This is a genomic window from Bradyrhizobium sp. DOA9 (assembly GCF_000617845.2).
Lineage (GTDB): Bacteria > Pseudomonadota > Alphaproteobacteria > Rhizobiales > Xanthobacteraceae > Bradyrhizobium.
The window spans coordinates 4,458,353-4,483,292 of the sequence record NZ_DF820425.1; the positions used below are offsets into that span (position 1 = coordinate 4,458,353).

Here is a 24,940-nt window from a genome sequence, read left to right on the forward strand (position 1 = left end):
AAGTGCTGTGATGTCAAGGGGCTCTAAGCAAATTCGAGCCTTGCATCCGGCCGGAATCGTCTCTTTCCGACGAAAATCCTATTCGTAGCGGACCCGGTGCGAGGATTTTCGGGCGCAAGGCAACGCCACCACGATCACGCACATGGCGACCAGCGCCAGTCCCAGGAACTCGATAACCAACAGATCCACGGCGAAACCTCCAGAAACATGGATAGATTTGTCGGGGCTGCGTTGAGGGTCTGTTAATTGCAATGGTTACCGGCGGCAGGTCGGGGCGGATGGTGGACGGGGGGTTAATGGATTGGGGTTCGACCCTAAACGATTTCGGCGCCCCGCATGGCGGAGCGCCGAATGTTGTTCGTGGGAGAGCAGCCCGCCTTACGGCAGCTTCAGCGACGTCTCCGCATTATACGGCTTCAGCGTCTCGTCGGCGGCCTTCTGGGCGGCGGCGAGGGCTTCCTTCGGCTGCTTCTTGCCGTTGAGGACCAGCATCACCTCGTCCTCGAGATTCTTGCGGACAGGGACGGTCTTGTAGGTCGCAAACCAGGGCTTTGCGACATCGAGCTGCTCGACGGCGGTCTTGGCGTCCGGGTTCTTGTTCAGGAAGTCGACCATCTCAGGCGTCTTGTACGCCGCCATGTTGGGCGCGAAATAGCCGGTGGCGCGGCTCCACCAGCCGCTCTTCTCCGGCGAGGTCATCCACTTGATCAGCGTCCAGGCGGCCTTCTGCTTGTCGGCCTCGAGCCCTGCCGGCATGATCAGCGAGGCGCCGCCGATCGGCACGGCGTTGCGGACGTTGCGCGGGATGAAGGCGACCTTGTAGGCGAACTTGGCGTTGTCGCGCACATAGGTGAGAGAGCCCGTCGACAGCATCATCATCGCGGCATTGCCGGAAATGAAGGAGGTGCTGACGGCGGGGCCGGGCGTGGCGCCGGGCGTGTGGACCTTGTGCTTGTAGATCAGGTCGTTCCACCAGGAGAGCGCGCCGAGCATCGAGGGCGTATCGTAATAGACCTCGCCGCCGAACTCCTCGTTGTAATAGCGCCCGCCATTGCTCATGGTGAGCGTTTCCATCATCCAGCCGCAATAATCGTAGGCGCAGGGGATCGCGATGCCCCATTGGGTCACCTTGTCGCCCTCGCGCTTGGTCAGCTTCTTGGCCCAGTCGGTGAGCTCGGCCCAGGTCTGCGGCGGCTTGCTCGGATCAAGGCCGGCTTCCTTGGCCTTGTCGGCGTTGATGTAGAGCAGCGGCGTCGAATTGTGGAACGGCACGCCGTAGACCGAGCGGTTGATCACGGCATTGCCGTGCAGCGCCGGGAAGAACTGGCTGAGGAACTGCTCCTTGGTGGTGCCGTCGGCCTTGATCAGCGCATCGAGATTGGTGAGCTCGTTCTCGATCTGCATGTCCAGCAGGAAGTTCGCCGACATGATCACGGCCGCCGGCGGCTTGCCGGCCTTGATCGCGGCGCGGGTCTTGATCAGCGTGTCGTCGTAGGAGCCGGTGTAGACGGCGGTCGCCTTGATCGCCGGATGCGTCTCGTTGAACTCCTTGATCAAGGTGCCCATGTCGCGGGCGAGCTTGCCGTCGACGGGGACGGGGAAGAACAGGTCGACCTCGGTCGGACCTTCGGCCTTGGCCGGAACGGCGAGGGTGCCTGCCATGGTGCCTATCATGGCAAGGCCGAGCATGAGCCTGCGGGAGAACAGCATCGGAAAATCTCCTATTTGATGCCTGAGGTGACGAAAGAGCTGATGAAGCGTTTCTGGAAGATCAGGAAGGCGATGAGCAGCGGCGCGATCACCATCAGCGTGCCTGCGGCGATGGTGCCCCAGGCCTGGGTGCCTTCGGCGGTCTTGGTGAAGACGGAGAGGCCGACCGTGAGCGGCCGCTTGTCCGGCGAATTGATCACCATCAGCGGCCACAGGAAGTCGTTCCAGTGGCTGGTCACGGAGATGATGGCGAAGGCCGAGAAGCTCGGCATCGACAGCGGCACGTAGATGTGGCGGATGCGCTGGAGCAAGCTGGCGCCGTCGATCAGGGCGGCGTCTTCCAGCTCGGTCGGAATGGCTTCGAACGCCTGGCGCATCAGGAAGGTTCCGAAGGCCGAGGCGAAGAACGGCATCATCACGCCGGTGAGCGTGTCGTAGAGCCCGAGCTGCGCCACCAGCGACAGGTTCGGCACGATCAGCAGCACCGGCACCAGCATCAGCTGCATCAGGAACAGGTAGAAGAGCAGCGTCTTGCCGGCGAATTCCAGACGCGCGAAGGCAAAGCCGGCCAGCGTGATGGTGACGAACTGCACGAGCAGGATGCCGGTGCAGATGATCGTGGTGTTGAGCGTGTAGCGCGGAAAATCGCCGATCTCCCAGGCATCCCTGACGTTATCGAGCGTCGGCTTCAGGCTCGGCATCAGCTCGGCCATGGCGTTGATGCCGTCGGAGGCCGGGCGCAGCGTCGCAACGCCCATCCAGAGGAAGGGGATCAGCCAGACGATCGCGAGCAGCACGGTCAGCCCGAAGCCGAGCTTGGGCGTGATCTCGCCGCGGGTGGCGAGCGGGGCATCCTTCCACAGCCTGTCGAACAGCTTCATGCTCCGCCCTCGCGGCTGGCCATGGTGCGGAAGGAGAGCGCGGTGAGGCCCATCAGCGCGGCCAGCGTCAGCAGCGTCGCCGCCGAAGCCTTGCCGATGTCGTAGTGCTCGACCGCCTGCTGGTAGATGTAGAACAGCACGAGGTTGGTCGCGTTGGACGGCCCGCCCTGGGTCATGACGAAGACGTGGTCGACCTGCGTCACCGCATTCAGCGTGGCGATGACGGTGACGAACAGGAAGGTGGGCTTGAGCTCGGGCAGAATGATGTGGCGCAGCCGCCGGTACGGCCCGGCGCCGTCGAGATGCGCGGCCTCCATCACGTCCTCGGGCACGGACTGGAGCCCGGCGAGGAAGAACAGCATGTAATAGCCGGCATTCTTCCAGATGGTGATGACCATGATGGCGGTGAGCGCGATATCAGGGTCGCCGAGCCAGTTCGGCAGCAACGGCAGCAGTCGGCCGATGTAATAGTCGAGCAGGCCGACATTCGGCAGGAAGATGAACAGGAACAGCGCCGAGGCCGCGACCATCGGGATCAGGACGGGGAGGAACAGCGCAGCGCGCAGCGCGCTGGTCACCGCGTTGGTGCGCGACAGCGCCAGCGCGAACAACAGCGCCAGCGCGATGCTCGGCACTGCCGTGCCGAATGCGTAGATCAAGTTGTTGACGACGGCGCCTGCGAAGGCGGGGTCGGCGAGCACCGCGCTGATGTTCTCAAAGCCGACGAAGCGCACCGGGGCCTTCGGCGTCGCGCGCTGATAGAGCGCATCGACGAGCACGCGCCCCATCGCGCCATAGGTGAACAGCGCGAGGAAGACCAGCGACGGCAACAACAGCAGATAGGCCGGCAGCGAAGCCCTGAAGCGGCCCATGAACCGCTTCAGGACGTTGAGACGCGGTGCCACTGATGCCGCAACCGGGAGAGCCGCGGGTTCAGCGAGGCTCATCTCATGGCGCCCGGAAATTGAGCGCGTAGTCGCGGCCGTCCACGCCTGCCGGCGGCTCGAAGGGGAAGCGCAGACTCTGGTCGAGGAAATCGTGGCTGTGCACGACGAGGTTCTCGTCATCGATCAGCACGACGCCATAGGCCGGCGGCTCGTGGCTGGCGAGATGCTCGCTGGCCGCAGCGTCGAGCTCGAACCAGACCTGGTGGTTGGTGCCGCGCAATGTCGAGAACGGAATCTTGCCGTAGCTGCCGAAGATCGGCCGATGCACGTGGCCGAAGAACAGGTGGCGGATGCGTGCCCGATAGGGCGCGATCACTTCGGCGAATTCGGCGCTCTGCTTCAGCGCGATCTCGTCCATGGCGTGGACGCCGACCGGGAAGGGCGGATGGTGCATGAAAACGACGAACTGCTGGTCGGCGGGCGCGGCCGCGAGCGTGCTCGCCAGCCAGCCGAGGCGCTTTGCGCACATCTCGCCGGCATGGCTGGTCTCGTCCAGCGTATCAAGGAAGACGAACAGGCCGTGCTCGGTGGTGCGCGTGCCCTGCACGAAGCCGTTGGCATCGCGCGGCGCGGCCTTCAGCGCATCGAGGCAGGTGACGCGCTTGTCGTGATTGCCGACCATCGCGATGTAGGGGATCTTCAGCGCGGCCATCGCCTCGGCGAAATTGGCGTAGGATTGAGGCTCGCCCCAATGTGTGAGGTCGCCGGTCACCACCGCAAACGCGGCGTCGGATTGGTGCTTGTTGATGTCGGCAATCGCCGCATCCAGCCGTGCCCGCGGATCGAGGCCGTAGAGCTTCGCGCCGGGATTTGCGAGATGCGTATCGGTGAGGTGGATGAACTTGAAGGGCATGGCGCGCCTAGATCGGGAGGGTTGGAGGATCGGCGCCTCCGGCAAGACGGCGCTGTCAGCCCGTTAGAGCGCGTGTGTTTCAGTTTGATGACAGCGGTTCCCTTGGACCGGACGGGTCCACAACGCTCGCCCGAAGGGAATGGACCAGCGCAACGCGCAATCCATGCCGTGGATCAATCAGAGATGGTGGTTTGCGGCGGAGCCCGCTTCACGTCCCGCAGAACGTCTGCAGCACCCGCTGGTCCGGCAGCGGCGGATCGGCATAAGCCGCGTAATCCGGCTGGTCCTCGAACGGCCTCGCCAGCACCTTCACCAGTTCCTCGAACGGCGCGTAATCGTCATCGTTCACCGCGGCCTGGATCACGGCCTCGACGCGGTGGTTGCGCGGGATGAACATGGGATTGACGGCGTGCATGGCGGCCTGCCGCTCGGCTGCGGTTTGCGGCTCCAGGGCGATGCGCGCGCGCCAGCGGCCGGCCCATTCGTCGAAGGCCGCGGGCTCCATGAACTGGGCGCGCACGTCGGCCGCGTCATCGCCGGCGGCCTCGCCGAGCTTGCGGAAGGTGAGGGTGAAGTCGGCCTGGTTCTTGGCCATGGCATCGAGCAGGTCCTCGATCAGCGCCTCGTCTCCGTCGCGCTCCGTGAACAGGCCGACCTTCTTGCGCAGGCCGGCCTGATAGGCAGCGCTGAACTGATCGGAGAACGCGCCGAGAATATCCTGCGCTTCCGCGACCGCCTTCTCCTGCTCGTCCGAGAACAGCGGCAGCAGGCATTCGGCGAGGCGCGTCAGATTCCACAGGCCGATGCGCGGCTGGTTGGCGTAGGCGTAGCGGCCCATCTCGTCGATCGAGGAGAACACCTGGCCGGGATTGTAGGAATCCATGAAGGCGCACGGGCCGTAATCGATGGTCTCGCCCGAGATCGACGAGTTGTCGGTGTTCATCACGCCGTGGATGAAGCCGACCAAGAGCCAGCGCGCGATCAGCTCGGCCTGGCGCGCGACCACGGCGGCGAGCAGGGCGTGATACGGCCGCTCCGCCTGGCGCAGGTCCGGATAGTGGCGCGCGATGACGTGATCGGCGAGCTGGCGGATCGCCTCGGTGTCGCGGCGGACGGCAAAGAACTGGAACGTGCCGACCCGGATATGGCTCGAGGCGACGCGGGTCAGCACCGCGCCGGGCAGTGCGGTCTCGCGGATGACGTGCTCGCCGGTGACGACCGCCGCGAGCGAGCGCGTGGTCGGGATGCCGAGCGCGTACATGGCCTCACTGACGATGTATTCGCGCAACACCGGCCCGAGCGCCGCGCGGCCGTCGCCGCGGCGGGAGAACGGCGTGGGGCCAGATCCCTTGAGCTGGATGTCGCGGCGGACGCCGTCCTTGTCGATGACCTCGCCGAGCAGGATGGCGCGGCCATCGCCGAGCTGCGGCACGAATTGCCCGAACTGGTGCCCGGCATAGGCCATGGCGATCGGATCCGCTCCGGCGGGAACCGTCTTGCCGGCCAGGATCGCCGCGCCCTCGGGGGTCTCCAGAAGGTCTGGATCGAGGCCGAGCTGGAGAGCCAGCGGCCGGTTCAGCTTGATCAGCCGGGGGGCGGCGACCGGTGTCGGCGCGACCCGGGCGAAGAAGCTGTCCGGCAGCGCCGAATAGGAGTTCTGGAAGGGGAAATGGATGGTCATGATCTCAAGATAGGGCTGGAACGGGCATCGGCAAAGGCTGCGGGCCCGATAAGCCAAAAATGGGCATCTGAGGCCCAAAACAGGGCGTTCCCTTGGTTGCCGCCCCCGTGCTGCCGGGGTAAACCCTGCCACAACTTCGGACCGGCCATCACGGGCCGTTCGATTCGTTATCCTTCAGACATTGATTTTGGGACGACCATGCATCGCTACCGGTCACATACATGCGGCGCGCTCCGCGAGAGCAACATCGGCGAGACCATCCGCCTCTCCGGCTGGGTCCATCGCGTCCGCGACCATGGCGGCGTGCTGTTCATCGACCTGCGCGACCATTACGGCCTCACCCAATGCGTGGTCGACCCGGACTCGGCGGCGTTCTCGCTGGCCGAGAAGCTGCGCTCGGAATTCGTGGTCAAGATGGATGGCAAGGTCCGCCGCCGCCCCGAAGGCACCGACAATGACGATCTGCCGACTGGCAAGGTCGAGGTCTACATCAGCGAGATCGAGGTGCTGGGCCCGGCCGGCGACCTGCCGCTGCCTGTCTTCGGCGACCAGGAATATCCTGAAGACATCCGCCTGAAATATCGCTTCTTGGACTTGCGGCGCGAAAAACTGCACCAGAACATCATGACGCGCGTTGCGATCATCAAGTCGATGCGCCGGCGCATGGAGGGGCAGGGTTTCTTCGAGTTCAACACGCCGATCCTGACCGCGTCCTCGCCGGAGGGCGCGCGCGACTTCCTGGTGCCGTCGCGCATCCATCCGGGAAAATTCTACGCGCTGCCGCAGGCGCCGCAGCAGTACAAGCAACTGCTCATGATGAGCGGCTTCGACCGCTACTTCCAGATCGCGCCCTGCTTCCGCGACGAGGACCCGCGCGCCGACCGTCTGCCCGGCGAGTTCTACCAGCTCGACGTCGAGATGAGTTTTGTCACTCAGGAAGACGTCTTCGCGGCGATGGAGCCCGTCATCACCGGCGTGTTCGAGGAGTTCGCCAACGGCAAGCCAGTGACAAAAGGCTGGCGCCGGATTCCGTTCGCCGAGGCGTTGCGCAAATACGGCAGCGACAAGCCGGACCTGCGCAACCCGATCGAGATGCAGGACGTCTCCGAGCATTTCCGCGGAAGCGGCTTCAAGGTGTTCGCGCGCATGCTGGAAGATCCCAAGAACCAGGTCTGGGCGATTCCCGCAGCCGGCGGCGGCAGCCGCGCCTTCTGCGACCGCATGAATTCGTGGGCGCAAGGCGAGGGCCAGCCCGGCCTCGGCTACATCATGTGGCGCGAGGGCGGCGAGGGCGCAGGTCCCTTGGCGAACAACATCGGCCCTGAGCGCACCGCCGCGATCCGCGCGCAGCTCGGCGTCAAGGAAGGCGATGCCGCCTTCTTCGTCGCCGGCGACCCCGATAAGTTCTGGAAATTCTCGGGCCTTGCCCGCAACAAGGTCGGCGAGGAGTTGAACCTCACCGACAAGGAGCGGTTCGAGCTCGCCTGGATCGTCGACTTCCCGATGTACGAGTACAATGAGGACGACAAGAAGGTCGACTTCTCGCACAACCCGTTCTCGATGCCGCAAGGCGGGCTCGAGGCGCTGACGTCGCAGGATCCGCTGACCATCAAGGCGTTCCAGTACGACATCACCTGCAACGGCTACGAGATCGCCTCGGGCGGTATCCGCAACCATGTGCCTGAAGCCATGGTCAAGGCGTTCGAGATCGCCGGCTACGGCGAGCAGGAAGTGGTCGAGCGTTTCGGCGGCATGTACCGCGCCTTCCAGTACGGCGCCCCGCCGCATGGCGGCATGGCCGCGGGTGTCGACCGCATCGTGATGCTCTTGTGCGGCACCACGAATTTGCGCGAGATCTCGCTGTTCCCGATGAACCAGCAGGCCATGGACCTCCTGATGGGCGCCCCGTCGGAAGCAACCACCAAGCAGCTCCGCGAGCTGCACATCCGGGTGAACCTGCCGCAGAAGTGATGTGAGGCTACGCCTCTCCTCGTGCACGGAGCGGCGCGCTCTCTCCTCCTCGTCATTGCGAGCGCAGCGAAGCAATCCAGAATCTTTCCGCGGAGGGACTCTGGATTGCTTCGTCGCCAGGGCTCCTCGCAATGACGAGGAGAGAGTTGCGTGTCGCAGCCTACAGCCCCGTCGACGCCTCGATCCTGAACTGCGCCAGCGCGCTCTCGGGGTCACTTTGCGACAGCTGCATCAATTGCATCAGCGGGACCTTGGCGCGGGGCATCAGCTTGACGCTCAGCGTTTGGCCTGACGTCTCTACGAAACCGGCGAGCGCATCCACCGCCATCCTCGCGTCGCCATTGGCCCCAGCGATCTTCTCGCCCTGCGCCCGGATCATCGAGACGATGGCGCTGCGCGCCGCATCGCGGCTGACATTCTGCATGCGTGCGAACTGGGCCACGACCAGATCGACCACGCCGCGGTCGCGCAAGGACAGCTCGATGGCGCCGGCCTCGACCTGCGCCAGCTGATCCATCGCCGCCGACCGGTCCGTCGTGGTGAAGAGGTCGCGCGGCACCTTGCCAAGGGCCACGCTGAGCTGCGCCCTGGCGAGATTGCCGAGATCGAGCGTGGCGGGGGCGAGCGCGAACGCGCCCGACGATTCCGTCCAGGCCGCGCCGAGATCGAGGTCGATCGCGAGCTTGTCCACGCCTGCCACGATCAGCGGCTGCAGCGCCGGATTGGCGGGATCGGTCGGCGTGACCATCTTCACGACCAGACTGGCCTTGCTGGGGATCGATCCGACCAGCTGGCCCCAGTTCAGGCTGATCGTGTCGATGGTGACGAGCTGCCGTGTGTTCTTGTAGGGCGCCACGACGCCCTTGACCTCCGCGCCTGCGAGCACGCCAAACAGCCCGAGCATCTGATCCGGCGAGGGCGACCGCCCGCCGTTCTTCGAGAGGCCCGCCGCCCAACGCATCAGATTCGCGACGCTGAAGGACTTCAGCGCGAAGTGCTCCATCTTGAACTGACCTTGCGGTGCATCGAGGCCTTCCAGCGCGAACTCGCCTTGGGAATATGTGACGGCGTTGAGCTTACCAGTCCCCTGCGGCGAGCTCATCGACAAATCGGCTAACGTCACTTTGCCGATTCGCGCGCCGTCATAGAGGTCTGCGACCTTCTCCGCCAGTTCGCGCATCTGCGCTGGGTTCTGAGATGCAGGCGATTCCTTTGGCAGAACAGCGAGCAGCTCTCCAGGACGAAACTTCGACGGCTGATACGCGATGTCCTCGATCAAGATGCGGCCAATTTTAGCGCCGATGCCGGACGTCGAAGTCATCGTGTACGAACTCGATATCTGCCGATAAACACGGTGATAGCTGTCGTCCTTAGTTTTTTCCGGATTGAGAGCCGCGATTACGACGTTTGCGTCCAAATCGTCGATCGTTACGTCAGAGAAGCCCGAGGTGACTTTATCCGGGCGCGGCTGCTGCGTGCTGATGCCAACAACAGCGCGGTCAATTTTTACCGCTTCAATCTTGCCGCGATTGATGTTGCGGAGCGTCAGTCCCGAATAGGTAATCTCGCCGGTTCCTCCCCCGGTCACTCCGGTCATTGCGGCGGTTATGGTTGGCACGTTGAGCGAGCCGGCTGCAATGTTTGCAAATTGCTCAAGCCCAAAACGATACGCGTCGAGAATGGAATCCGAGGCCGGCGCGCCCTGCATGCGGGTGGGCCCGGAATAATTGGCCAATGTGATCTGCGGGATCTTATAGGTCAGCTTCATGCCCGCCGCACCTGCGGCGCCGTCGATCGCCAGCTCCACGCCATCGATTTCGATGTTGTCGGCCGCAATATGCGCCTCGTCGGCTTGACGAACGCCGACAGCCTTGATGTTCGCAGCCTTGATGCCGGCCAGGGGGGGCCGTCCTGGCTCCACGGCGATGTCCTCGATTGTGAGGGTCCGCGACGGCAGGTCGAACCCGATCTTGCCGTGGCTCGCCTTGCCGCCACTGCTGCGGATCTGCTCGAAGGCCGCTTCGATCTCGGCGGTGACGCGATGCCTTGCGTAGAGGTTGAAGCCGAACCACCCGCCCGCGCCGAGCACTGCAGCCACGATCAGGCCGATCAGGATCCGCTTCATTCCCAGCTCCAGTTGCTCGTTTTGCACCGCGCAACCTGCCATATTCGCGAAAGGGCGTTCGGTCCAGAGAAAGCTATGGTTTCAAATATTTGACGGCGCGCCCTGTTGATGGGGGCGCAATCCGATGTTGCCACCAAGCCGCCCGGCGTGCTTCATCGCCTTTCCATGACCCGGAAATAGTGTTCGCTTGGACAGCGGCCCCGGATCATGCATTTTGAGGCCGGTTACGCGAGGCGAGATACCGCATGTCGTCCTATTCTGATGATCTCCACCAGGCGGCGCTCGCCTACCATCGTCTCCCGCGCCCTGGAAAGCTCGAGATCCAGGCAAGCAAGCCGCTTGCCAACCAGCGCGACCTCGCGCTGGCCTATTCGCCGGGCGTCGCGGCGGCCTGCACTGAGATCGCCAAGAACCCGGCCGAGGCGGCCACGCTCACCACGCGCGCCAATCTGGTCGCCGTGGTCTCCAACGGCACCGCCGTGCTCGGCCTCGGCAATATCGGGCCGCTGGCGTCCAAGCCGGTGATGGAGGGCAAGGCCGTCCTGTTCAAGAAATTCGCCGGCATCGACGTGTTCGACATCGAGATCGCCGCCGACACCATCGACCGTGTGGTCGAGACCGTGGCCGCGCTGGAGCCCACCTTCGGCGGCATCAATCTGGAGGACATCCGCGGACCGGAATGCTTCGAGATCGAAGCGCGCCTGAAGGAGCGGATGAAGATACCGGTCTTCCACGACGACCAGCACGGTACCGCCATCATCGTCGCCGCCGCCATCACCAATGGCCTCAGGCTGAACGGCAAGAAGCTGTCCGACGTCAAGATCGTGGCCTCGGGGGCAGGGGCCGCGGCGATCGCGACGTTGAACCTGCTGGTCTCGATGGGCGCGCAGCGCAAGAACATCTGGGTTTGCGACATCGACGGCCTCGTCCACGAAGGGCGCAACACCTCGATGGATCGCTGGAAGGCGGTCTATGCGCAGAAGACCGACAAGCGCACGCTCGCCGACGTCATCGGCGGCGCCGACATCTTCATCGGGCTCTCGGCGCCCGGCGTGCTCAAGCCGGAGATGGCGAAGGCGATGGGCGACAAGCCGCTGATCATGGCGCTCGCCAACCCGACACCGGAGATCATGCCGGAAGAGGCGCGCAAGGCGCGGCCGGACGCCATGATTTGCACCGGACGCTCGGACTACCCGAACCAGGTCAACAACGTCCTCTGCTTTCCCTTCATCTTCCGCGGCGCGCTCGATGTCGGCGCCACCGCAATCAACGAGGAGATGAAGCACGCCGCCGTCGAGGCCATCGCCCAACTCGCCCGCGAGGCGCCGTCAGATGCCGTCGCGCAGGGCTTCGACACCGGCGAGACCCAGGGCTTCGGTCCGGGCTCGCTGATCCCGAGCCCGTTTGACCCCAGGTTGATCTTGCGCATCGCGCCGGCCGTGGCGAAGGCGGCGATGGAATCGGGCGTCGCAACGCGCCCGATCACCAATTTCGACGAATATACCGCGCTGCTCGAACGCTTCGCCTTCCGCTCCGGCCTCGTCATGAAGCCGATGTTCGCCAAGGCCAAGACCCAGCCGGTGCGTGTGATCTATGCCGAAGGCGAGGACGAGCGCGTGCTGCGTGCCACGCAAGTCGTGCTGGAGGAGAAGCTGGCGCGGCCGATCCTGGTCGGCCGTCCCTCGGTCGTGGAGGCGCGCCTCAAGCGCTTCGGCCTCTCGATCAGGGCGGGCAAGGATTTCGACCTGGTCAATCCCGAGGACGATCCGCGCTACCGCTCCTACGTGCAATCCTATGTCGAGGTCGCCGGCCGCCACGGCGTGACGCCGGATGCGGCGCGCACGGTGGTCCGCACCAACAACACGGTCATCGCGGCGCTCGCGGTGACGCGCGGCGAGGCCGACGCGATGCTCTGCGGCGTCGAGGGCCGCTACATGAGCCATCTGCGCCATGTCCGCGAGATCGTTGGCTTCTCGCCGGGAATCAGCGACTACGCGGCGCTGGCGCTATTGATCACCAGCAAGGGCGCCTTCTTCATCGCCGACACGCAGGTTCGTCCCAACCCGAGCGCGGAGGAGCTCGCCGAGATCGCCTCGCTCGCCGCGGTCCACGTGCAGCGCTTCACCATCAAGCCGAAGATCGCCTTCGTCTCGCATTCGGATTTCGGCAGCTACGACACCGAATCCTCGCGCAAGATGCGGCGGGCGACGCAGCTCTTGAAGGACAAGCATCCGGAGATCGAAGCCGACGGCGAGATGCAGGGCGACACCGCGCTGTCCGCCGCGGCGCGACGAATGGTGCTGCCGCACTCCAAGCTCGAGGGCGAGGCCAACATCCTGATCATGCCGACCCTGGACACCGCCAACGTCGCCTATCAGATGATCAAGTCGCTGGCCGACGCGCTGCCGGTCGGCCCGATCCTGGTCGGCCCGGCACGGCCCGCGCACATCCTCACACCCTCGGTGACGGCGCGCGGCATCCTCAACATGACGGCAGTGGCGGTCGTCGAAGCGCAGGAACGCGCCTCGCGCCAGCAGCCGACGTTGTTTACGTAAGGCGTCAACGTTCCCACGATGCCGTCATGCCCGGGCTTGTCCCGCCTGCGCGGCCGAAGCCGCTTCGGCGAGGCGGAGGCCCGGGCATGCACGTTCTTTGTGCGGTGGGACAACTCGTGGATGGCCGGGTCAAACCCACGGCTGTCCGGTTTAAACTTGGCATAGTCTTAGGCTCATCTGGCGGTCATTTTTGATAATTGGGGGCGGTGGGTCGAGAAGGTGATCGATCCGCCGCCGCTGCATGAGATTTTGAGCGACCAGGCGGGTGAAGATCAGAAGGTTCTCGACGCTTTGTTGTGCTTTGTGGGCCGAACGCAAGAGCAGGAAGGCGATCAGCGCGATGGCGATCTGGATGCGCACGGCATTCTCGGACGTGCCGAAGAAGTGACGGATTTTGAGAGTGTGCTTGACCCAGCGGAAGAACAGCTCGATCTGCCAGCGCCTCTTGTAGAGTTCAGCAATCTCGTCGGCCGGGGCATCGAGATCATTGGTCACGATGCGCAGGATCTTGCCGGTCTCGGTGCGAACCGTGATCTCGCGCACCGGATCCCTGAAGGGGTTTTTGCGGGACTTTGCTTGCCGTGCAGGCAACAGACCTATGCGGTCGGAGAGCGCGCAGGAGCCTTCAGGCAGCTTGTTCTCGATCGTGTCGCTCAGGGGCGTGTTGACCTTGAGCCGTGTCACCAGGCGGCATCCCGCAGCGTCGAGCTCAGCCCACCAGCCATAATCGTAGTAGCCGAGGTCGAAGATATAGGTGGCCCCGGGGCGGATCGGCATGGCCTTGGCGACGGTGATGTCGTTGACGTTGGCGGGCGTCAGTTCGGCGAAGCTCGGAAGCTCACTGTCGGGATTGTAGACGATATGCAGCTTGACCCCATGCACGCCGGAGCAAAACCGCGCCCAATCGGAACTCAGAGAGTTCAGCCGAAAGCCGGTCGAATCGACCAGATACACCGCTTCGGCCAGTTTATCGGCAAGATCACGTTCGCAGCGGCCCATCAGCACCGCCAACAGTTCGGCAAAGACCGCGCTGGACCGCCTGGCGTTGGCGTCAGCCAAGGTCGAGCGCGACAGCTCTTTGGTTCCGAGATGGTAGAGCCGTGCGGCATGGCTCTCGAAGGATGCTTCGATCGATCGGAGGCTCTGGGCGTCCGAAAGCTGCGCGTACAGCATCGCAACAAACTGATCCTGTGTGCTGAGCCGCCGCACCCGCTTATTGGCCTGGTACCTGTCCACAAGCCGGTCCAGAACACCCCACGGCACCAAGTTCAGAATGCCGTGAAATACTGTATTGTGGTGGCGCATGGCGGGACTCTCCTGGCGTGTCTCGAACATTTGGCGATGCTCAAGACCGTAGAAGAATCCACGCCATGCGCCCTGTCCACGAAAATTAAACCGGACAGCCGTGGGTCAAACCCGGCCATGACGCCGAGAGAGTGGTAGTCACCTCATTCCAGTTGGTTCGATTCTGCTAGAGAGCGCCAACTTTGAATTCCTTTCAGTTCGCGATTTCCTCGTTTGTAAACCGGCGCACGACTCTCCATAATCCCATCAAGCGTTCCGTGCAGGAGCACTTTGCCAAGAGGTCGATCATGCCAGCGTTCGTGACTTTCGGGCGAATCCTGTTCGCCGTGCTGTTCATCTACACGGGCGCGACCAAGCTCTTTGCCATGCAGGCGACCGCCGACGTCATCGCTGGCAAGCTCGTGGTGCCCGATGTCGTCGCGCCTTACGCCAAGCAGGTCGAGACGGCGACGGCCATGACCACGCCGCAGCTCTTGGCGATCGCGATTGGGGGACTCGAGATCATCGCAGGGCTGATGATCGCGCTGAATTTCGGCGCGCGCTTCTTCGCGATGCTGCTGATCGTCTACGTCGCCGTCGCGACTTTCCTGTTCTACGATTTCTGGAACATGGCGGCGCCCGAAAACGCCAAGATGCTGGTGGACGCGCTCAAGAACCTCTCGATCATCGGCGCGCTCTGCATGATCATCGGCTACGGCCGCATTACGCGCCCGGCCGAGGCGGCCTACGGCGACGTCTAGCGCTCACTCCGCGGCCGATTATCGGGTCTCGGCACATATGTCAGCCGGCTTTGCGCTGGTCGGCGGCGGGGCCAATTTCAGCCCGCTAAGCCAGCAAGATAAGAAGTGGTATTATATTGCCGGTACTGTGCATGGGGTTGTTTTCGTAGTTTGAATCGGCTCCCCCGATGTGAGCGAGCTCATGCCGAGAGGCCAGCTCGCCGCCACGGCGTCACGGTCACCTCATGCGCCGCGTCGAGCAGGTACGGCGCACCCGGCTTCAGGCCGTGCGCAGCCAGCACCTGGTGAGGCGTCCGCTGGGGCACGCCGACGAAGCATCCTTCACCGCCGGGCAGCCGCACATGCGGAGCCTCCGACAGCCAGAACGTGTCGTAGCGGTCCATGAACAGGTCGAACACGACCGGGCCGCCGATGATGGCGACCATGCCGGAGGCGACGTCGGCAAAGGCGCAGGCCTCCTCGAAGCTCGCATGCGCCGGATTCCACAGCGTCGCGTTCGGCATCTCCGGATCGACGGTGAGGTCCCTGATCTTGCGGGTCAGGATCAGCCGCTTGCGCTTGGCCGAATTCGGCTGCTGCTCGTGCGAGCGTCGGCCGTGCACGATCAGCGCGGCGCGATCGAGCGCCTGCTCGAAGAACCGCTTGTCGCCTTCGAATTTCAAGGTCTCAGGCATGATGTGCGACGGATCGGCGAGCATGCCGTCCGCGGAGACGATGACGTAGCCTTCGATACGGAAAGACAATTGCGACGGCTATTCGGAAACGGTCGTCACCACCGAATTGACCGGGCGCTGGCTCACCGTCGGCAGCTTGAGGTCCTTGATCAGCTCCTGGTCGTATTCCGGCAGGGTCGAGGCCGGGAACTTGGCGCGCATCGCCACCACCTTGTAGCCGCCGGCCTTCAGCCGCTTGAGCAGCTCGGGCAGGGCCTCGGCCGTGTGCTTCTGGAAGTCGTGCATCAGGACGATGCCCTTGCCCCTGGTGTCGAGCTTCTTCATCACGGTCTCGACGATCTTCTCGGGCTTGGAGGCCTTGAAGTCGAACGAGTCGATGTCGCAGGAGAAGCTCGCGACGTTGCGGTTGCCGAGATAGGTGACCATCTCGGGCGGATGCTGCAGCGCCGGGAAGCGGAAGAACGGCGCGGGCGAGATACCGCCGAGCGCCCACTTCACCGCCGCAAAGCCCTTCTCGATCTCGTCCTTGCGCTGCGCTTCGTTGAGCTTCTTGTTGTTGAGGTTGGCGTGCGACCAGGTGTGGGCGCCGACGGTGTGGCCAGCTGCGTAGACCTGCTTGAGGATCTCCGGCTCGTAGGTCGCGTGCTTGCCGATGATGAAGAAGATTCCGGTGGTGCATTCGTCCGCGAGCGCCTTCAGCACGGCGGGCGTGTTGCGCGGCCAGGGGCCGTCGTCGAAGGTCAGCACGACCTCCTTGTCGCGCAGGAAGTCGAGCTCCTTGAAATGCTCGAAGCCGAAGCCGGGGCCGCCCGTGGTGTCGATCTCGACGGTGCGGGCGACGCCGAGCGCACCCGGTGTGTTGCACGCCGCGCGGGCCGGCTGCGGCGCCTGTTTCGGCGGCGGCGGATTGACGAAGCCCGCCGGCGCCGCAGCCGCTGCTGCAGGCGCGGGCGCTGCGGGGGAGGTTGCAGCCGCCGGTGTTGCCGCCGGCGCGGCTTGCGGTGCGGCCGCGGGCTTCGCGGCCGGCGTCTGCGACCATGCGGCGCCGGTCATCGCCACCGAGATCGCACCTGCTAATATCAGTCCTGCCGCCACACGCATGGTGTTGTCCTCGAGATTGATCCCGTTGTTCCGCCGCGGCTTTTCGCCTGCGGCAAAAACCGTCCTGCCCAAACCATCCTAGCCTAGATGGTGGGCCATCGCCATTGCAACGGCTGTTTGATGCCGCGCCGCAATTGTGCCCAACCGGATGGCGTGCACCTTGCGTCAAGTGTCGGCCAGGGCTCTGGCAATGGCGGTCTTGATCCGCGTGTCGGCCGGCTCGACGGCGGATGGAAACACCTCGGCGACATAGCCATCGCGGCCGATCAGGTATTTGTGGAAGTTCCAGCGCGGAACTTCTTTCGGTCGGGCCTCGGCGGCCCATTTGTAAAAGGGATGCGCCTTTGCGCCGACCACCGCCGCCTTGGCCGTGATCGGAAAGGTAACACCATATTGGTGGTGCGCGGTCTGCGTGATCTCGCTGCTGCCGCCGGGCTCTTGGCCGCCGAAATCGTTGGAGGGCACGCCGATCACGGTGAGCCCGCGCCCGCGAAACTCGTTCCATATCTCCTGCAGGCCGGCATATTGCGGCGTGTAGCCACAGAGCGAGGCCGTGTTCACCACCAGCAGCGGTTTGCCGGTGAACGCTGCGAGGCGGATATCGTCGCCTGACAAAGCGGGGAAGGAGAAGGCGTAAGCCGAGATCCGGCTCATTGCGCCATCAGCGAGGGCGCGCGTGACAGGCGCGAATGCGCCTGCAAGCGTGACGCTCAGCACGGTCCTGCGATTCATCATGACGGTGTCCCCCGAGATGATCCAAGGGCATGTTACTCCGCCAGTGCGGCCTCACGCGTCAACACCGCGTTATCGAACGCGGCCTCGCGAGCTAGTACAGGCGGACGATGAAGTCGGTGCCTTCGCCGGTCTCGCCCTGGTTGATGCCCTGGTCAGATACGATGATCGAGCCGCCCGACGTGAGCATCTCGTTGATCTTCGCCATGGTCTCAGTGGGGACCGAGATGCGGTCGAGGGCTTCAGCCGGGCTGTCCGGCGTCACCACCGGTTTTGCGGCGACCGGGATCACGGCTGCGCCGCGCTGGCGTCGCGTCATGCGGCTCTCGTCCTCGCGCACCGCCGAACGGGCGGACACGGGCAGCGACACCACCGACCAGCGCAGCGCGTTGGCATCGGCCTTGTCGAGTTCGGCCGTGAAGACATGCGTGCCGAGCGGCCGGTCGCTCGCGGCGATCGTGACGGGCACCTCGAACAGCGGCGCAAAATTCTGCCGCACATAAAGCTTGGAATCCTTGCGGCTGATGAAGACGGCAATCTGGCCGGCCCGCTTCGGCGCGTCCGGCTTTGCCGCCGGCGCAGGATCGGTGACGCGGCCCTCGTCCTTCTTTGCATCGGGGACGGTGGCGAGCGCTGGCGCATCGGGTGCCTTCGCGGCTTCCGTTTTAACCGGCTCGACCTTGTCGGCCGGCTTGTTCTCGTTCGCCGGCTTGGCGGCGCCTTCGGACGCTGGCTTGTCCGCTTCGGCCGTCTTGACCTCGTCGGCCGTCGCGGCGGGTTCCTCGCGCGCAGCCGCATTGCCGGTGGTTACGTCCGACAACACGGCGTGGCCGACGGAAGTGCGCAGCTCGATCACGCTGTCGGCGCTGGCCGTCTTGGTCTCGACCGGCTTGGCTTCGGTCGTGCCTTTATCGGCCTTGTCGGCGACATTGGTCTGCGGCGCGAGGCTCGCTGCGGGCTGCGGCGGCACGCGCACGGAGGCGAGCAGGGGATGGGAGAAGCCTTGCGGCGAGATCTGGCCGGGTGCCACGATCACGCGCGCGCCCATCCTGGTCCAGTTCCACATCTTCGTCGCGAACGCCATGGGCATGCGGATGCAGCCATGTGAGGCCGGATAGCCCGGCAGCGCGCCGGCATGCATCGCGACGCCGGACCAGGTGATCCGCTGCATATACGGCATCGGCGCGCCGCTATAGATGTTGGAACGGTGGAATTTGTGCTTCTGGATGATGCTGAACACGCCCATCGGCGTCGAGTGGCCCTTCATGCCCGTCGACACCGGCGATTCCGCGAACACGCCGGTGTTGTCGTAGACCGTCACCTTCTGCCGGTCGATCGAGACGACGATGACGAGCGGTCCTTGCGGCTTGGTGCCGGCTTCCTTCTCGACGACGACGTCCTTCTTGCTTGCAGCGCCGCGCTTTTGCGGCTTCTGGCGCGGCATTTCGGGAAGCCGCTCTTGCCGGGCGTAGTAGGACCCGTGGGAATAGTCGGTCCAATAATAATATGCTGCGTCTGCCTGGCTGGTCGCGCCGATTGCACCCGCCGCCGTCAGAATGGCGACCTGCCACAGCCGTGCCGGCTTGGCAGAAGAACCCCACCCGTTCACGCTGTTCATCCTCGAATCCATAATCCAAATCAGACGTTAGTCTCGCAAAGGGGATACGCGTTCACCAGCAGCGCGGTTCTGCCATCAGCTACTTTTGTCCAAGGCGTAGCAAAAAAGCCTCACGGAGCGGTAAACGGCGGCCGCGTCCCACCCTGCGCCGCCTTCCTGATCGCCGTTTGCGTTCCTACATTGCGGGGACTTGTTACCGGAGAAGTTCATGTCATCTCGTTTCCCTGGTCTTTCCAGCATCCGCTTGAAAGCCCTCGCTTTATTCCTCCTGGCCTTGATCGCGCCATCGGCATCGGCATCTGCGGCCGACGAGCCCGATCTGATCTTCCGCCGCTCCACCGTGTTCAAATGGATGAGCCCGAACGACAAGCTCGCGACCTATGGTCTCGACGATCCCGAAGTCGAGGGCGTCGCCTGTCATTTCACGGTGCCGGAGAAGGGCGGCTTCAAGGGCTGGCTCGGCCTCGCCGAGGAGGTCTCGGACATCTCGCTGGCCTGCCGCCAGGTCGGTCCGATCAAGTTCAAGCACAAGATGGAGCAGGGCGACGACATGTTCCGCCAGCGCCGCTCGCTGTTCTTCAAGAAGATGCAGATCGTGCGCGGCTGCGACGCCAAGCGCAACGTGCTGGTCTACATGGTCTATTCGGACAAGCTGATCGAAGGCTCGCCCAAGAACTCAACCTCGACGGTGCCGATCATGCCGTGGGGGCCGGCGGACGCAAACGTCCAGAAGTGCGGCGAGTTCTTCACGCAATGATGCGTCCTTCATGCCTGTGACGAGCCTGCGCTCACCCGGTGGCGGTCGCGCTGGGTCGCAAGCCGCGACCCGGTCAGCCGCACAAAGGTCTGCGGCGCCGCCTCGAAGCCGCGGCTCGATTGCAGCGCCATAGCGCCGGCGCTGCCGCGAATGGGCGGTTGATCTCCGCGATCCGTCGGTAAATTTTCATCGCGCGGCGTTGCGCGATTTGCCGCCATCATGGCCATCCCTCACGTGAATGCGCCCGATGATTCGGGCGTCTCGGTTTCGATGGCTTTGGTCGTTGTCGAACCAACCCCGGTTCGACAGGATCCAGCCTTCTTTTGCCGTCTTTCAGCAGAAAAACGTAAAATGCGTGTGAAATGCGCGCGGCGGCCGCATGACGATGTGCCCGCGCGGAACCTGGCAGGCGACTTTGGCCTGCCGCGAGACCTGTCTGAAATATCTGGCATTTTCCGAGAATTGTTTCGTCGCCGCGGCCGGGACGAAACAATTCTCACGAAGACGAAACCATTTTCAGCGTTTCGCGCATCACGCGCGAAACCACCCATGGTTATCAGGCTCATAACGACGACGGCGCCCCGCCGGCCACCGAATTGGGACACACATCATGCGCGCGCTCAGCTTCATCCTTGCTTTCGGTCTCGTCCTCGCCGGCTCCTCATGGGCGGGCGCGCCCGACGGCAATCTGCCCGGCGTCGGCACCTTCCAGTACAGCGGCTCGCCCGTTGCGGCTCCGGCCGCCCAGCCGATCGTGGTCGCTGCGCGCTTCTGACCGCCACCCACAAAACAGCCGGCAAAGCCATCATGTTGCTTCGTCTCTGCGCCGCAGCGTTCGTGTCCCTTCTGACGATCAGCTCCGTTCAGGCGCAGGTCCGCTCACCTTCCAGGCTACCCGATCCACGCGGCGAATTCGTGCGCCAGTGTGCCCCGCGCATGCTCGGGCGCTGGGAGCATCCGGAGGAGGTCTGCGGCTGCCTGCACGATCACGCTGCTGCGGCCGTCGAGGACCGCGATCTGCGCGAAGCGTTGCTGCGCGGCATCAGCGAGACCGGCGTGCCCACCATCGAGACCGATTGGGTGCCGGCCTCCAAGCAGAGCGAGATCGGCCCGACCTTCACCAAGATCGCCAAACCGACCCTTCAGTGCATGTTCGATCCGGCGAAATAGCCTCTCGCGTCATCACTTCGTTTTCGGGCCGTGCCGCGGCACGCAGGAGCTCGTGCGCGAGACTCCCTTGTCGGTCATCTTCGCGCCGCGCACTTCCCTGACCTGGCCGGCGGGGCAGGTTCCGTCATCCACGAGCACACGCTGGCCGAGCTTGAGGTCGCCGATGTCCTGCTCGCGTCCGATTGTGGCGGCGCCTGCCGTCGAGGCGAGCGCGATGGAGATCAGCAGCGATAGGCAGGTCGCTTGGCGCAGCAGCATGATGTGAGGTCCCGGCATCGATGCCGCAATCTAGGGAGCGGCGGGCGATTCTGATAGTGAAGCTTCGTCACGCCCGGCGGGCCGGTTTTCCCTTGGCGCCTTTATCCCTGGCGCCCAAGGCTGCGCGTGATTCCCTCGCGAGACGTTCGGCGGAGGCCACGAGCTGCGGCACGAGATGCCCGGAAAATCCCAGCACGAAGCCGGGCAGGGGACGCCCCCGCGTATAGGTGTCGGCCAATAGCCAGCCTTCGGCGCCGGCCGCCTGCTTGGCATGCGCCGCCACCGCCGGATCGACGGCAGGATCGAACCGGGCGACAAGATGCAGGCCTTGTGAGGGCACCGGCACCGAAAGCGCGCCACCGGACGCGATCTCCAGCGTCTCGGCGAGTGCGTCGCGAGCCTCGCGATAGAGCTTTCGCATGCGCTTCAGGTTCGCGGCGAAGGCACCGGAATTGAGCATGTCCGCCACCGCGCCCTCCATCAGCGTGCCGGGAAAGCGGTCGAGCGCCGCGCGCGCCGCCGTCACCTCCGCGATCAGGCGTTCGGGCAGGGCGCAATAACCGATCCGCAAGCCCGGAAACAGCGTCTTGGCAAAGGTGCCGAGATAGATCACGCGCTGGAGGCGATCGATGCCGGCGAGCGACATCAGCGGCGCGCCGTCATAGCGGAACTCGCTGTCGTAATCGTCCTCGAGCACGAATGCGCCGGCCTGCTTCGCCCAGTCCAGAAGCTCGAGCCGCCGCGGCATCGACATCTGCACGCCAAGCGGAAACTGGTGCGACGGCGTGACGTAGGCCGCGCGCGCGGACGGAGCCGCGATCCGGCCTTTGGGGACGCGCATTCCATGCTCGTCCACCGGGACAGGCACGGTGCGATAGCCGCAATGGGCGATGGTTTTTCGCGCAGCGGGATAGCCCGGGTCCTCGCACCAGACCTGGTCGCTGGATTTCAGGATCGCGCTCAGCACGAGGCGCAGCGCGTGCAGCGTGCCCGAGGTCAGCATGATCTGGTCGGGATCGCAACGCAATCCGCGCGCCGACAACAGGTGGTCGGCGATCGCCACACGCAGCTCGCGACTGCCGCGAGGGTCGCCATAATGCAGGTGCTCCGATCCGAATGCCCGCATGCGGCGGCCGACGAAAGCGCGAAAGCGCTGCACGGCGCGTTCGTCGATATGGGTACAGCCGAGCGCAAACGCGCCCTGCTTTGGCGCTTCGAGAACGACCTTCGGCTTGTTCGGCTCGGCGGCGCGCTTGGGAATACGCGCCGCGACGAACGTTCCGGAGCCGACCGTCGCGCCGGCAAAGCCGTCGGCGATCAGGCGCTCATAGGCGGTGACGACGGCGTTGCGGCGGAAGCCGGTCTGCCTCGCCAGCGTCCGCGATGGCGGCAGCGGCTCGCCCGGTTTGACCAGGCCGGAGACGATCATCTCGCAGAGCGCCTGATAGAGCCGGTGCGCAGCGGAAGCGTCGGCCGTGACGTGAGGTCCGGTGAGGTCGAGCGGAAGCTCGGGCTTGGCTCGGGAGGAAGAATTGGTCGGAATTTTTTGCATGGAATTGGAACTATCGCAGACCAAATGCGCCGCTACAACTGCTCCGGACGTCTTCCATCAGAGCAGGAGCGGCCGTGAGCCAGACCGAGACCTCGAATTCCTATCCGACATCGGCACGCAACCAGGTGAAGCGCCGGCATGACCGCGGCTTCTATGATCACGACACGGTTCATCGCATCCTGGATTCCTCGATGCTGTGCCACGTCTCCTACGCGATCGACGGCCAGCCCTATTGCACGCCGACCTTCTTCTGGCGCGAGGGCACCAGGCTCTACTGGCACGGATCGAGCGCCAGCCGCATGCTGCGCAACCAGAGCAAGGGCGAGCGCGTCTGCCTGACGGTCGCCCATCTCGACAGCCTCGTGCTGGCGCGCTGCGGCTTCAACCATTCCGCCGACTACCGCGCCGTCATGGCGTTCGGCACGGCCTATCTCGTCACCGATCCGGATGAGAAGGAGCGCGCGGTGATCGCGATGGTCGATCGCTTCTTCCCGGACCGCACCGCCGGCCTGCGACAGAGCACCACGCAGGAAATCAAGGCGACGTCCTTCATCGCAATGGAAATCGAGGAAGCCTCGGCCAAGATCCGCGCCAAGGGTGTCGCCGACGACGACGAGGACTACGCGTTGCCCATCTATGCCGAGCGCATTCCGGTCCGCACCGTGCTCGGCGCCCCCGAACCGTGCCCGCGCCTGCTCGATGGTGTGAGCCGGCCTGCGACGCTGAACGGCTATTCCGAAGGCCGGCTGCTCGAAGATGCATTGCGGGATGCATATTTTCTGGAGTACCCGAACGGCTGAAATCGGCTAGTTTGCGCGCTCCCTGGGACCATTGGAATATCTGGAGTCGCCCGAATGAATGCCGAAACGCAGCAGAGGATTCTTGACGCCGTCGACAGCGGCTTCGAGGCTCAGCTTGCAACCACAAGCGATTTCGTCGCGATCCCTTCGACCCGCGGGGCGGAGGGACCATGCCAAGACATGATCGGCGATCTCCTGCGCGAACGCGGCTACGAGGTCGACGACTGGCACATCGATGTCGAGGATTTGAAGGACCTGCGCGGCTTCGGTCCGATCGAGCACGACTTTTCGAAGGCGCGATCTGTGGTGGGCACTTACCGTCCGCGAACCAATGGCGGCAAGTCGCTGATCCTGCAGGGGCACTGCGATGTGGTGCCGGCCGGTCCGCTTGAATTGTGGGATACGCCGCCATACGCGGCGGTCATCAAGGACGGCAAGATGTTCGGGCGCGGAGCCTGCGACATGAAATCCGGAACGATCGGTGCGCTCTATGCGCTGGATGCGATCAAGGCCGCCGGCTTCAGGCCGACGGCGCGGATCCATTTTCAATCGGTGATCGAGGAGGAGAGCACGGGTGTCGGCGCACTCTCGACCTTGCAACGCGGCTATCGCGCGGACGCCTGCTTCATTCCGGAGCCGACCGGCGGCAAGATGGTGCGCTCCCAGGTCGGCGTGATCTGGTTCCGCCTGCGCGTGAAGGGGCACCCGACCCATGTTGCCTTCGCAGGCTCCGGCTCGAACGCGATCATGGCGGCGTATCACCTGATCCAGGCGCTGCAGAAGCTCGAGATCGAATGGAACGAGCGGGCCAAGGCCGACCGTCACTTCAAGACACTCGACCATCCCGTCAACTTCAACGCCGGCGTCATCAAGGGCGGCGACTGGGCCTCGAGCGTGCCGGCCTGGTGCGACGTCGACTGCCGGATTGCGGTGTTGCCGGGCTGGTCGATCGCCGATCACCAGAAGGAGATCATGGCTTGCGTCGCCGTCGCTTCGCGCAACCACCGCTTCCTCGCCAACAATCCGCCTGAGGTCGAATGGTCCGGCTTCCTGTCGGAAGGCTATGAGCTGACCAATGCCGCGGAGCCTGAGGCTGCGTTCGGGAAGGCCTTCAACAAGGTCTATGGCGGCACGCCGGAGGATCTCGTCTTCACGGCATTGACCGACACGCGCTTCTACGGCCTCAATCACGGCATCCCGAGCCTCTGTTTCGGTGCGAGCGGAGGCGAGATGCACGGCTTCAACGAGTTCGTCGACCTGGAGTCGTTGAAGAAGGCGACCAAGGCGATGGCGCTTTTCATCGCGGAATGGTGCGGCGTGGAGAAGGCGTAGCTGGCGTCCCGGACGCGGTGCAGCGCGCGGACGATGCGAACGGTCGTTCCGCGTGGTGCTCCGCAGAGCCGGGACCCATGTCGTCCCATGCACGGGACCCCGGTTCAGCAGCGCATTGTTGCACGCTACGCTGCGCCCGGGGAACGCAACGGCCAGTCGTCGGCTGCGCAATCGATGG

Annotated in this window: 21 protein-coding genes; 8 read left to right on the forward strand and 13 right to left on the reverse strand. The window is 64.4% G+C overall.

The features are described from left to right. Positions 1 to 378 precede the first annotated feature (378 nt). From BDOA9_RS20735 to BDOA9_RS20755, 5 genes are all read right to left on the reverse strand, one after another. A complete protein-coding gene (locus BDOA9_RS20735; RefSeq protein ID WP_025035886.1) occupies positions 379 to 1,710 on the reverse strand; it encodes an ABC transporter substrate-binding protein in 1,332 nt (443 codons plus the stop codon). An 11-nt stretch (positions 1,711 to 1,721) separates the two neighbouring features. Further along, positions 1,722 to 2,591 (reverse strand): carbohydrate ABC transporter permease, encoded by an 870-nt coding sequence (locus tag BDOA9_RS20740; RefSeq protein ID WP_025035887.1) that lies wholly within the window; start codon positions 2,589 to 2,591, stop codon positions 1,722 to 1,724. After that, positions 2,588 to 3,538, reverse strand: coding sequence for a carbohydrate ABC transporter permease (locus BDOA9_RS20745; RefSeq protein ID WP_025035888.1), 951 nt, complete (start codon positions 3,536 to 3,538; stop codon positions 2,588 to 2,590). Before BDOA9_RS20745 ends, BDOA9_RS20740 begins: the two co-directional genes overlap by 4 nt. Position 3,539: 1 nt before the next feature. Beyond that, positions 3,540 to 4,391: a phosphodiesterase gene (locus BDOA9_RS20750; protein ID WP_025035889.1), complete on the reverse strand. Its 852-nt coding sequence runs from the start codon at positions 4,389 to 4,391 to the stop codon at positions 3,540 to 3,542. 208 nt (positions 4,392 to 4,599) lie between these two features. After that, positions 4,600 to 6,072 (reverse strand): protein adenylyltransferase SelO, encoded by a 1,473-nt coding sequence (locus tag BDOA9_RS20755; RefSeq protein WP_025035890.1) that lies wholly within the window; start codon positions 6,070 to 6,072, stop codon positions 4,600 to 4,602. Between the two features lie 198 nt (positions 6,073 to 6,270). Between BDOA9_RS20755 and aspS the strand changes: the two genes are divergently transcribed. Then, complete coding sequence (gene aspS / locus BDOA9_RS20760) at positions 6,271 to 8,043, forward strand: aspartate--tRNA ligase (RefSeq protein WP_025035891.1); 1,773 nt, start codon at positions 6,271 to 6,273, stop codon at positions 8,041 to 8,043. A 160-nt stretch (positions 8,044 to 8,203) separates the two neighbouring features. On the opposite strand, the gene BDOA9_RS20765 is transcribed toward aspS, so the two are convergent. Beyond that, entirely contained in the window at positions 8,204 to 10,168 is a 1,965-nt protein-coding gene (locus BDOA9_RS20765) for a hypothetical protein (protein WP_025035892.1), read from the reverse strand. Positions 10,169 to 10,413: 245 nt separating this feature from the next. On the opposite strand from BDOA9_RS20765, the gene BDOA9_RS20770 reads away from it, so the two are divergent. Next, positions 10,414 to 12,723 (forward strand): NADP-dependent malic enzyme, encoded by a 2,310-nt coding sequence (locus BDOA9_RS20770; RefSeq protein ID WP_025035893.1) that lies wholly within the window; start codon positions 10,414 to 10,416, stop codon positions 12,721 to 12,723. A gap of 150 nt (positions 12,724 to 12,873) precedes the next feature. Here BDOA9_RS20770 and BDOA9_RS20775 read toward each other — a convergent pair whose 3' ends face one another. Continuing rightward, complete coding sequence (locus BDOA9_RS20775) at positions 12,874 to 14,028, reverse strand: IS4 family transposase (RefSeq protein ID WP_025035894.1); 1,155 nt, start codon at positions 14,026 to 14,028, stop codon at positions 12,874 to 12,876. Between the two features lie 287 nt (positions 14,029 to 14,315). On the opposite strand from BDOA9_RS20775, the gene BDOA9_RS20780 reads away from it, so the two are divergent. Further along, positions 14,316 to 14,768: a DoxX family protein gene (locus tag BDOA9_RS20780; protein WP_025035895.1), complete on the forward strand. Its 453-nt coding sequence runs from the start codon at positions 14,316 to 14,318 to the stop codon at positions 14,766 to 14,768. Between the two features lie 179 nt (positions 14,769 to 14,947). Here BDOA9_RS20780 and BDOA9_RS20785 read toward each other — a convergent pair whose 3' ends face one another. From BDOA9_RS20785 to BDOA9_RS20800, 4 genes are all read right to left on the reverse strand, one after another. After that, a complete protein-coding gene (locus BDOA9_RS20785; RefSeq protein WP_025035896.1) occupies positions 14,948 to 15,511 on the reverse strand; it encodes a dihydrofolate reductase in 564 nt (187 codons plus the stop codon). A 9-nt stretch (positions 15,512 to 15,520) separates the two neighbouring features. Beyond that, positions 15,521 to 16,543 carry a polysaccharide deacetylase family protein gene (locus BDOA9_RS20790; RefSeq protein WP_025035897.1) on the reverse strand — a complete coding sequence of 341 codons (1,023 nt, stop codon included), beginning with the start codon at positions 16,541 to 16,543 and terminating at the stop codon, positions 15,521 to 15,523. A 165-nt stretch (positions 16,544 to 16,708) separates the two neighbouring features. Further along, positions 16,709 to 17,278: a glutathione peroxidase gene (locus BDOA9_RS20795; protein WP_025035898.1), complete on the reverse strand. Its 570-nt coding sequence runs from the start codon at positions 17,276 to 17,278 to the stop codon at positions 16,709 to 16,711. A 91-nt stretch (positions 17,279 to 17,369) separates the two neighbouring features. Next, complete coding sequence (locus BDOA9_RS20800; RefSeq protein ID WP_025035899.1) at positions 17,370 to 18,893, reverse strand: L,D-transpeptidase; 1,524 nt, start codon at positions 18,891 to 18,893, stop codon at positions 17,370 to 17,372. Positions 18,894 to 19,101: 208 nt separating this feature from the next. Between BDOA9_RS20800 and BDOA9_RS20805 the strand changes: the two genes are divergently transcribed. From BDOA9_RS20805 to BDOA9_RS20815, 3 genes are all read left to right on the forward strand, one after another. Beyond that, positions 19,102 to 19,650 (forward strand): CreA family protein, encoded by a 549-nt coding sequence (locus tag BDOA9_RS20805; protein WP_025035900.1) that lies wholly within the window; start codon positions 19,102 to 19,104, stop codon positions 19,648 to 19,650. A gap of 610 nt (positions 19,651 to 20,260) precedes the next feature. Continuing rightward, positions 20,261 to 20,425, forward strand: coding sequence for a hypothetical protein (locus BDOA9_RS38920; protein WP_192859590.1), 165 nt, complete (start codon positions 20,261 to 20,263; stop codon positions 20,423 to 20,425). A gap of 32 nt (positions 20,426 to 20,457) precedes the next feature. Next, on the forward strand, positions 20,458 to 20,820 hold the full coding sequence (locus BDOA9_RS20815; RefSeq protein ID WP_025035902.1) for a hypothetical protein: 363 nt from the start codon (positions 20,458 to 20,460) through the stop codon (positions 20,818 to 20,820). 12 nt (positions 20,821 to 20,832) lie between these two features. Here BDOA9_RS20815 and BDOA9_RS20820 read toward each other — a convergent pair whose 3' ends face one another. Beyond that, a complete protein-coding gene (locus tag BDOA9_RS20820; protein WP_025035903.1) occupies positions 20,833 to 21,078 on the reverse strand; it encodes a DUF6719 family protein in 246 nt (81 codons plus the stop codon). A 67-nt stretch (positions 21,079 to 21,145) separates the two neighbouring features. Next, positions 21,146 to 22,630, reverse strand: a complete 1,485-nt coding sequence (gene pdxR, locus BDOA9_RS20825) for a MocR-like pyridoxine biosynthesis transcription factor PdxR (protein ID WP_025035904.1) — start codon at positions 22,628 to 22,630, stop codon at positions 21,146 to 21,148. A 74-nt stretch (positions 22,631 to 22,704) separates the two neighbouring features. Between pdxR and BDOA9_RS20830 the strand changes: the two genes are divergently transcribed. Further along, positions 22,705 to 23,430 (forward strand): pyridoxamine 5'-phosphate oxidase family protein, encoded by a 726-nt coding sequence (locus tag BDOA9_RS20830; protein WP_025035905.1) that lies wholly within the window; start codon positions 22,705 to 22,707, stop codon positions 23,428 to 23,430. Between the two features lie 54 nt (positions 23,431 to 23,484). Continuing rightward, a complete protein-coding gene (locus BDOA9_RS20835; RefSeq protein ID WP_025035906.1) occupies positions 23,485 to 24,762 on the forward strand; it encodes an ArgE/DapE family deacylase in 1,278 nt (425 codons plus the stop codon). Positions 24,763 to 24,940 lie beyond the last annotated feature (178 nt).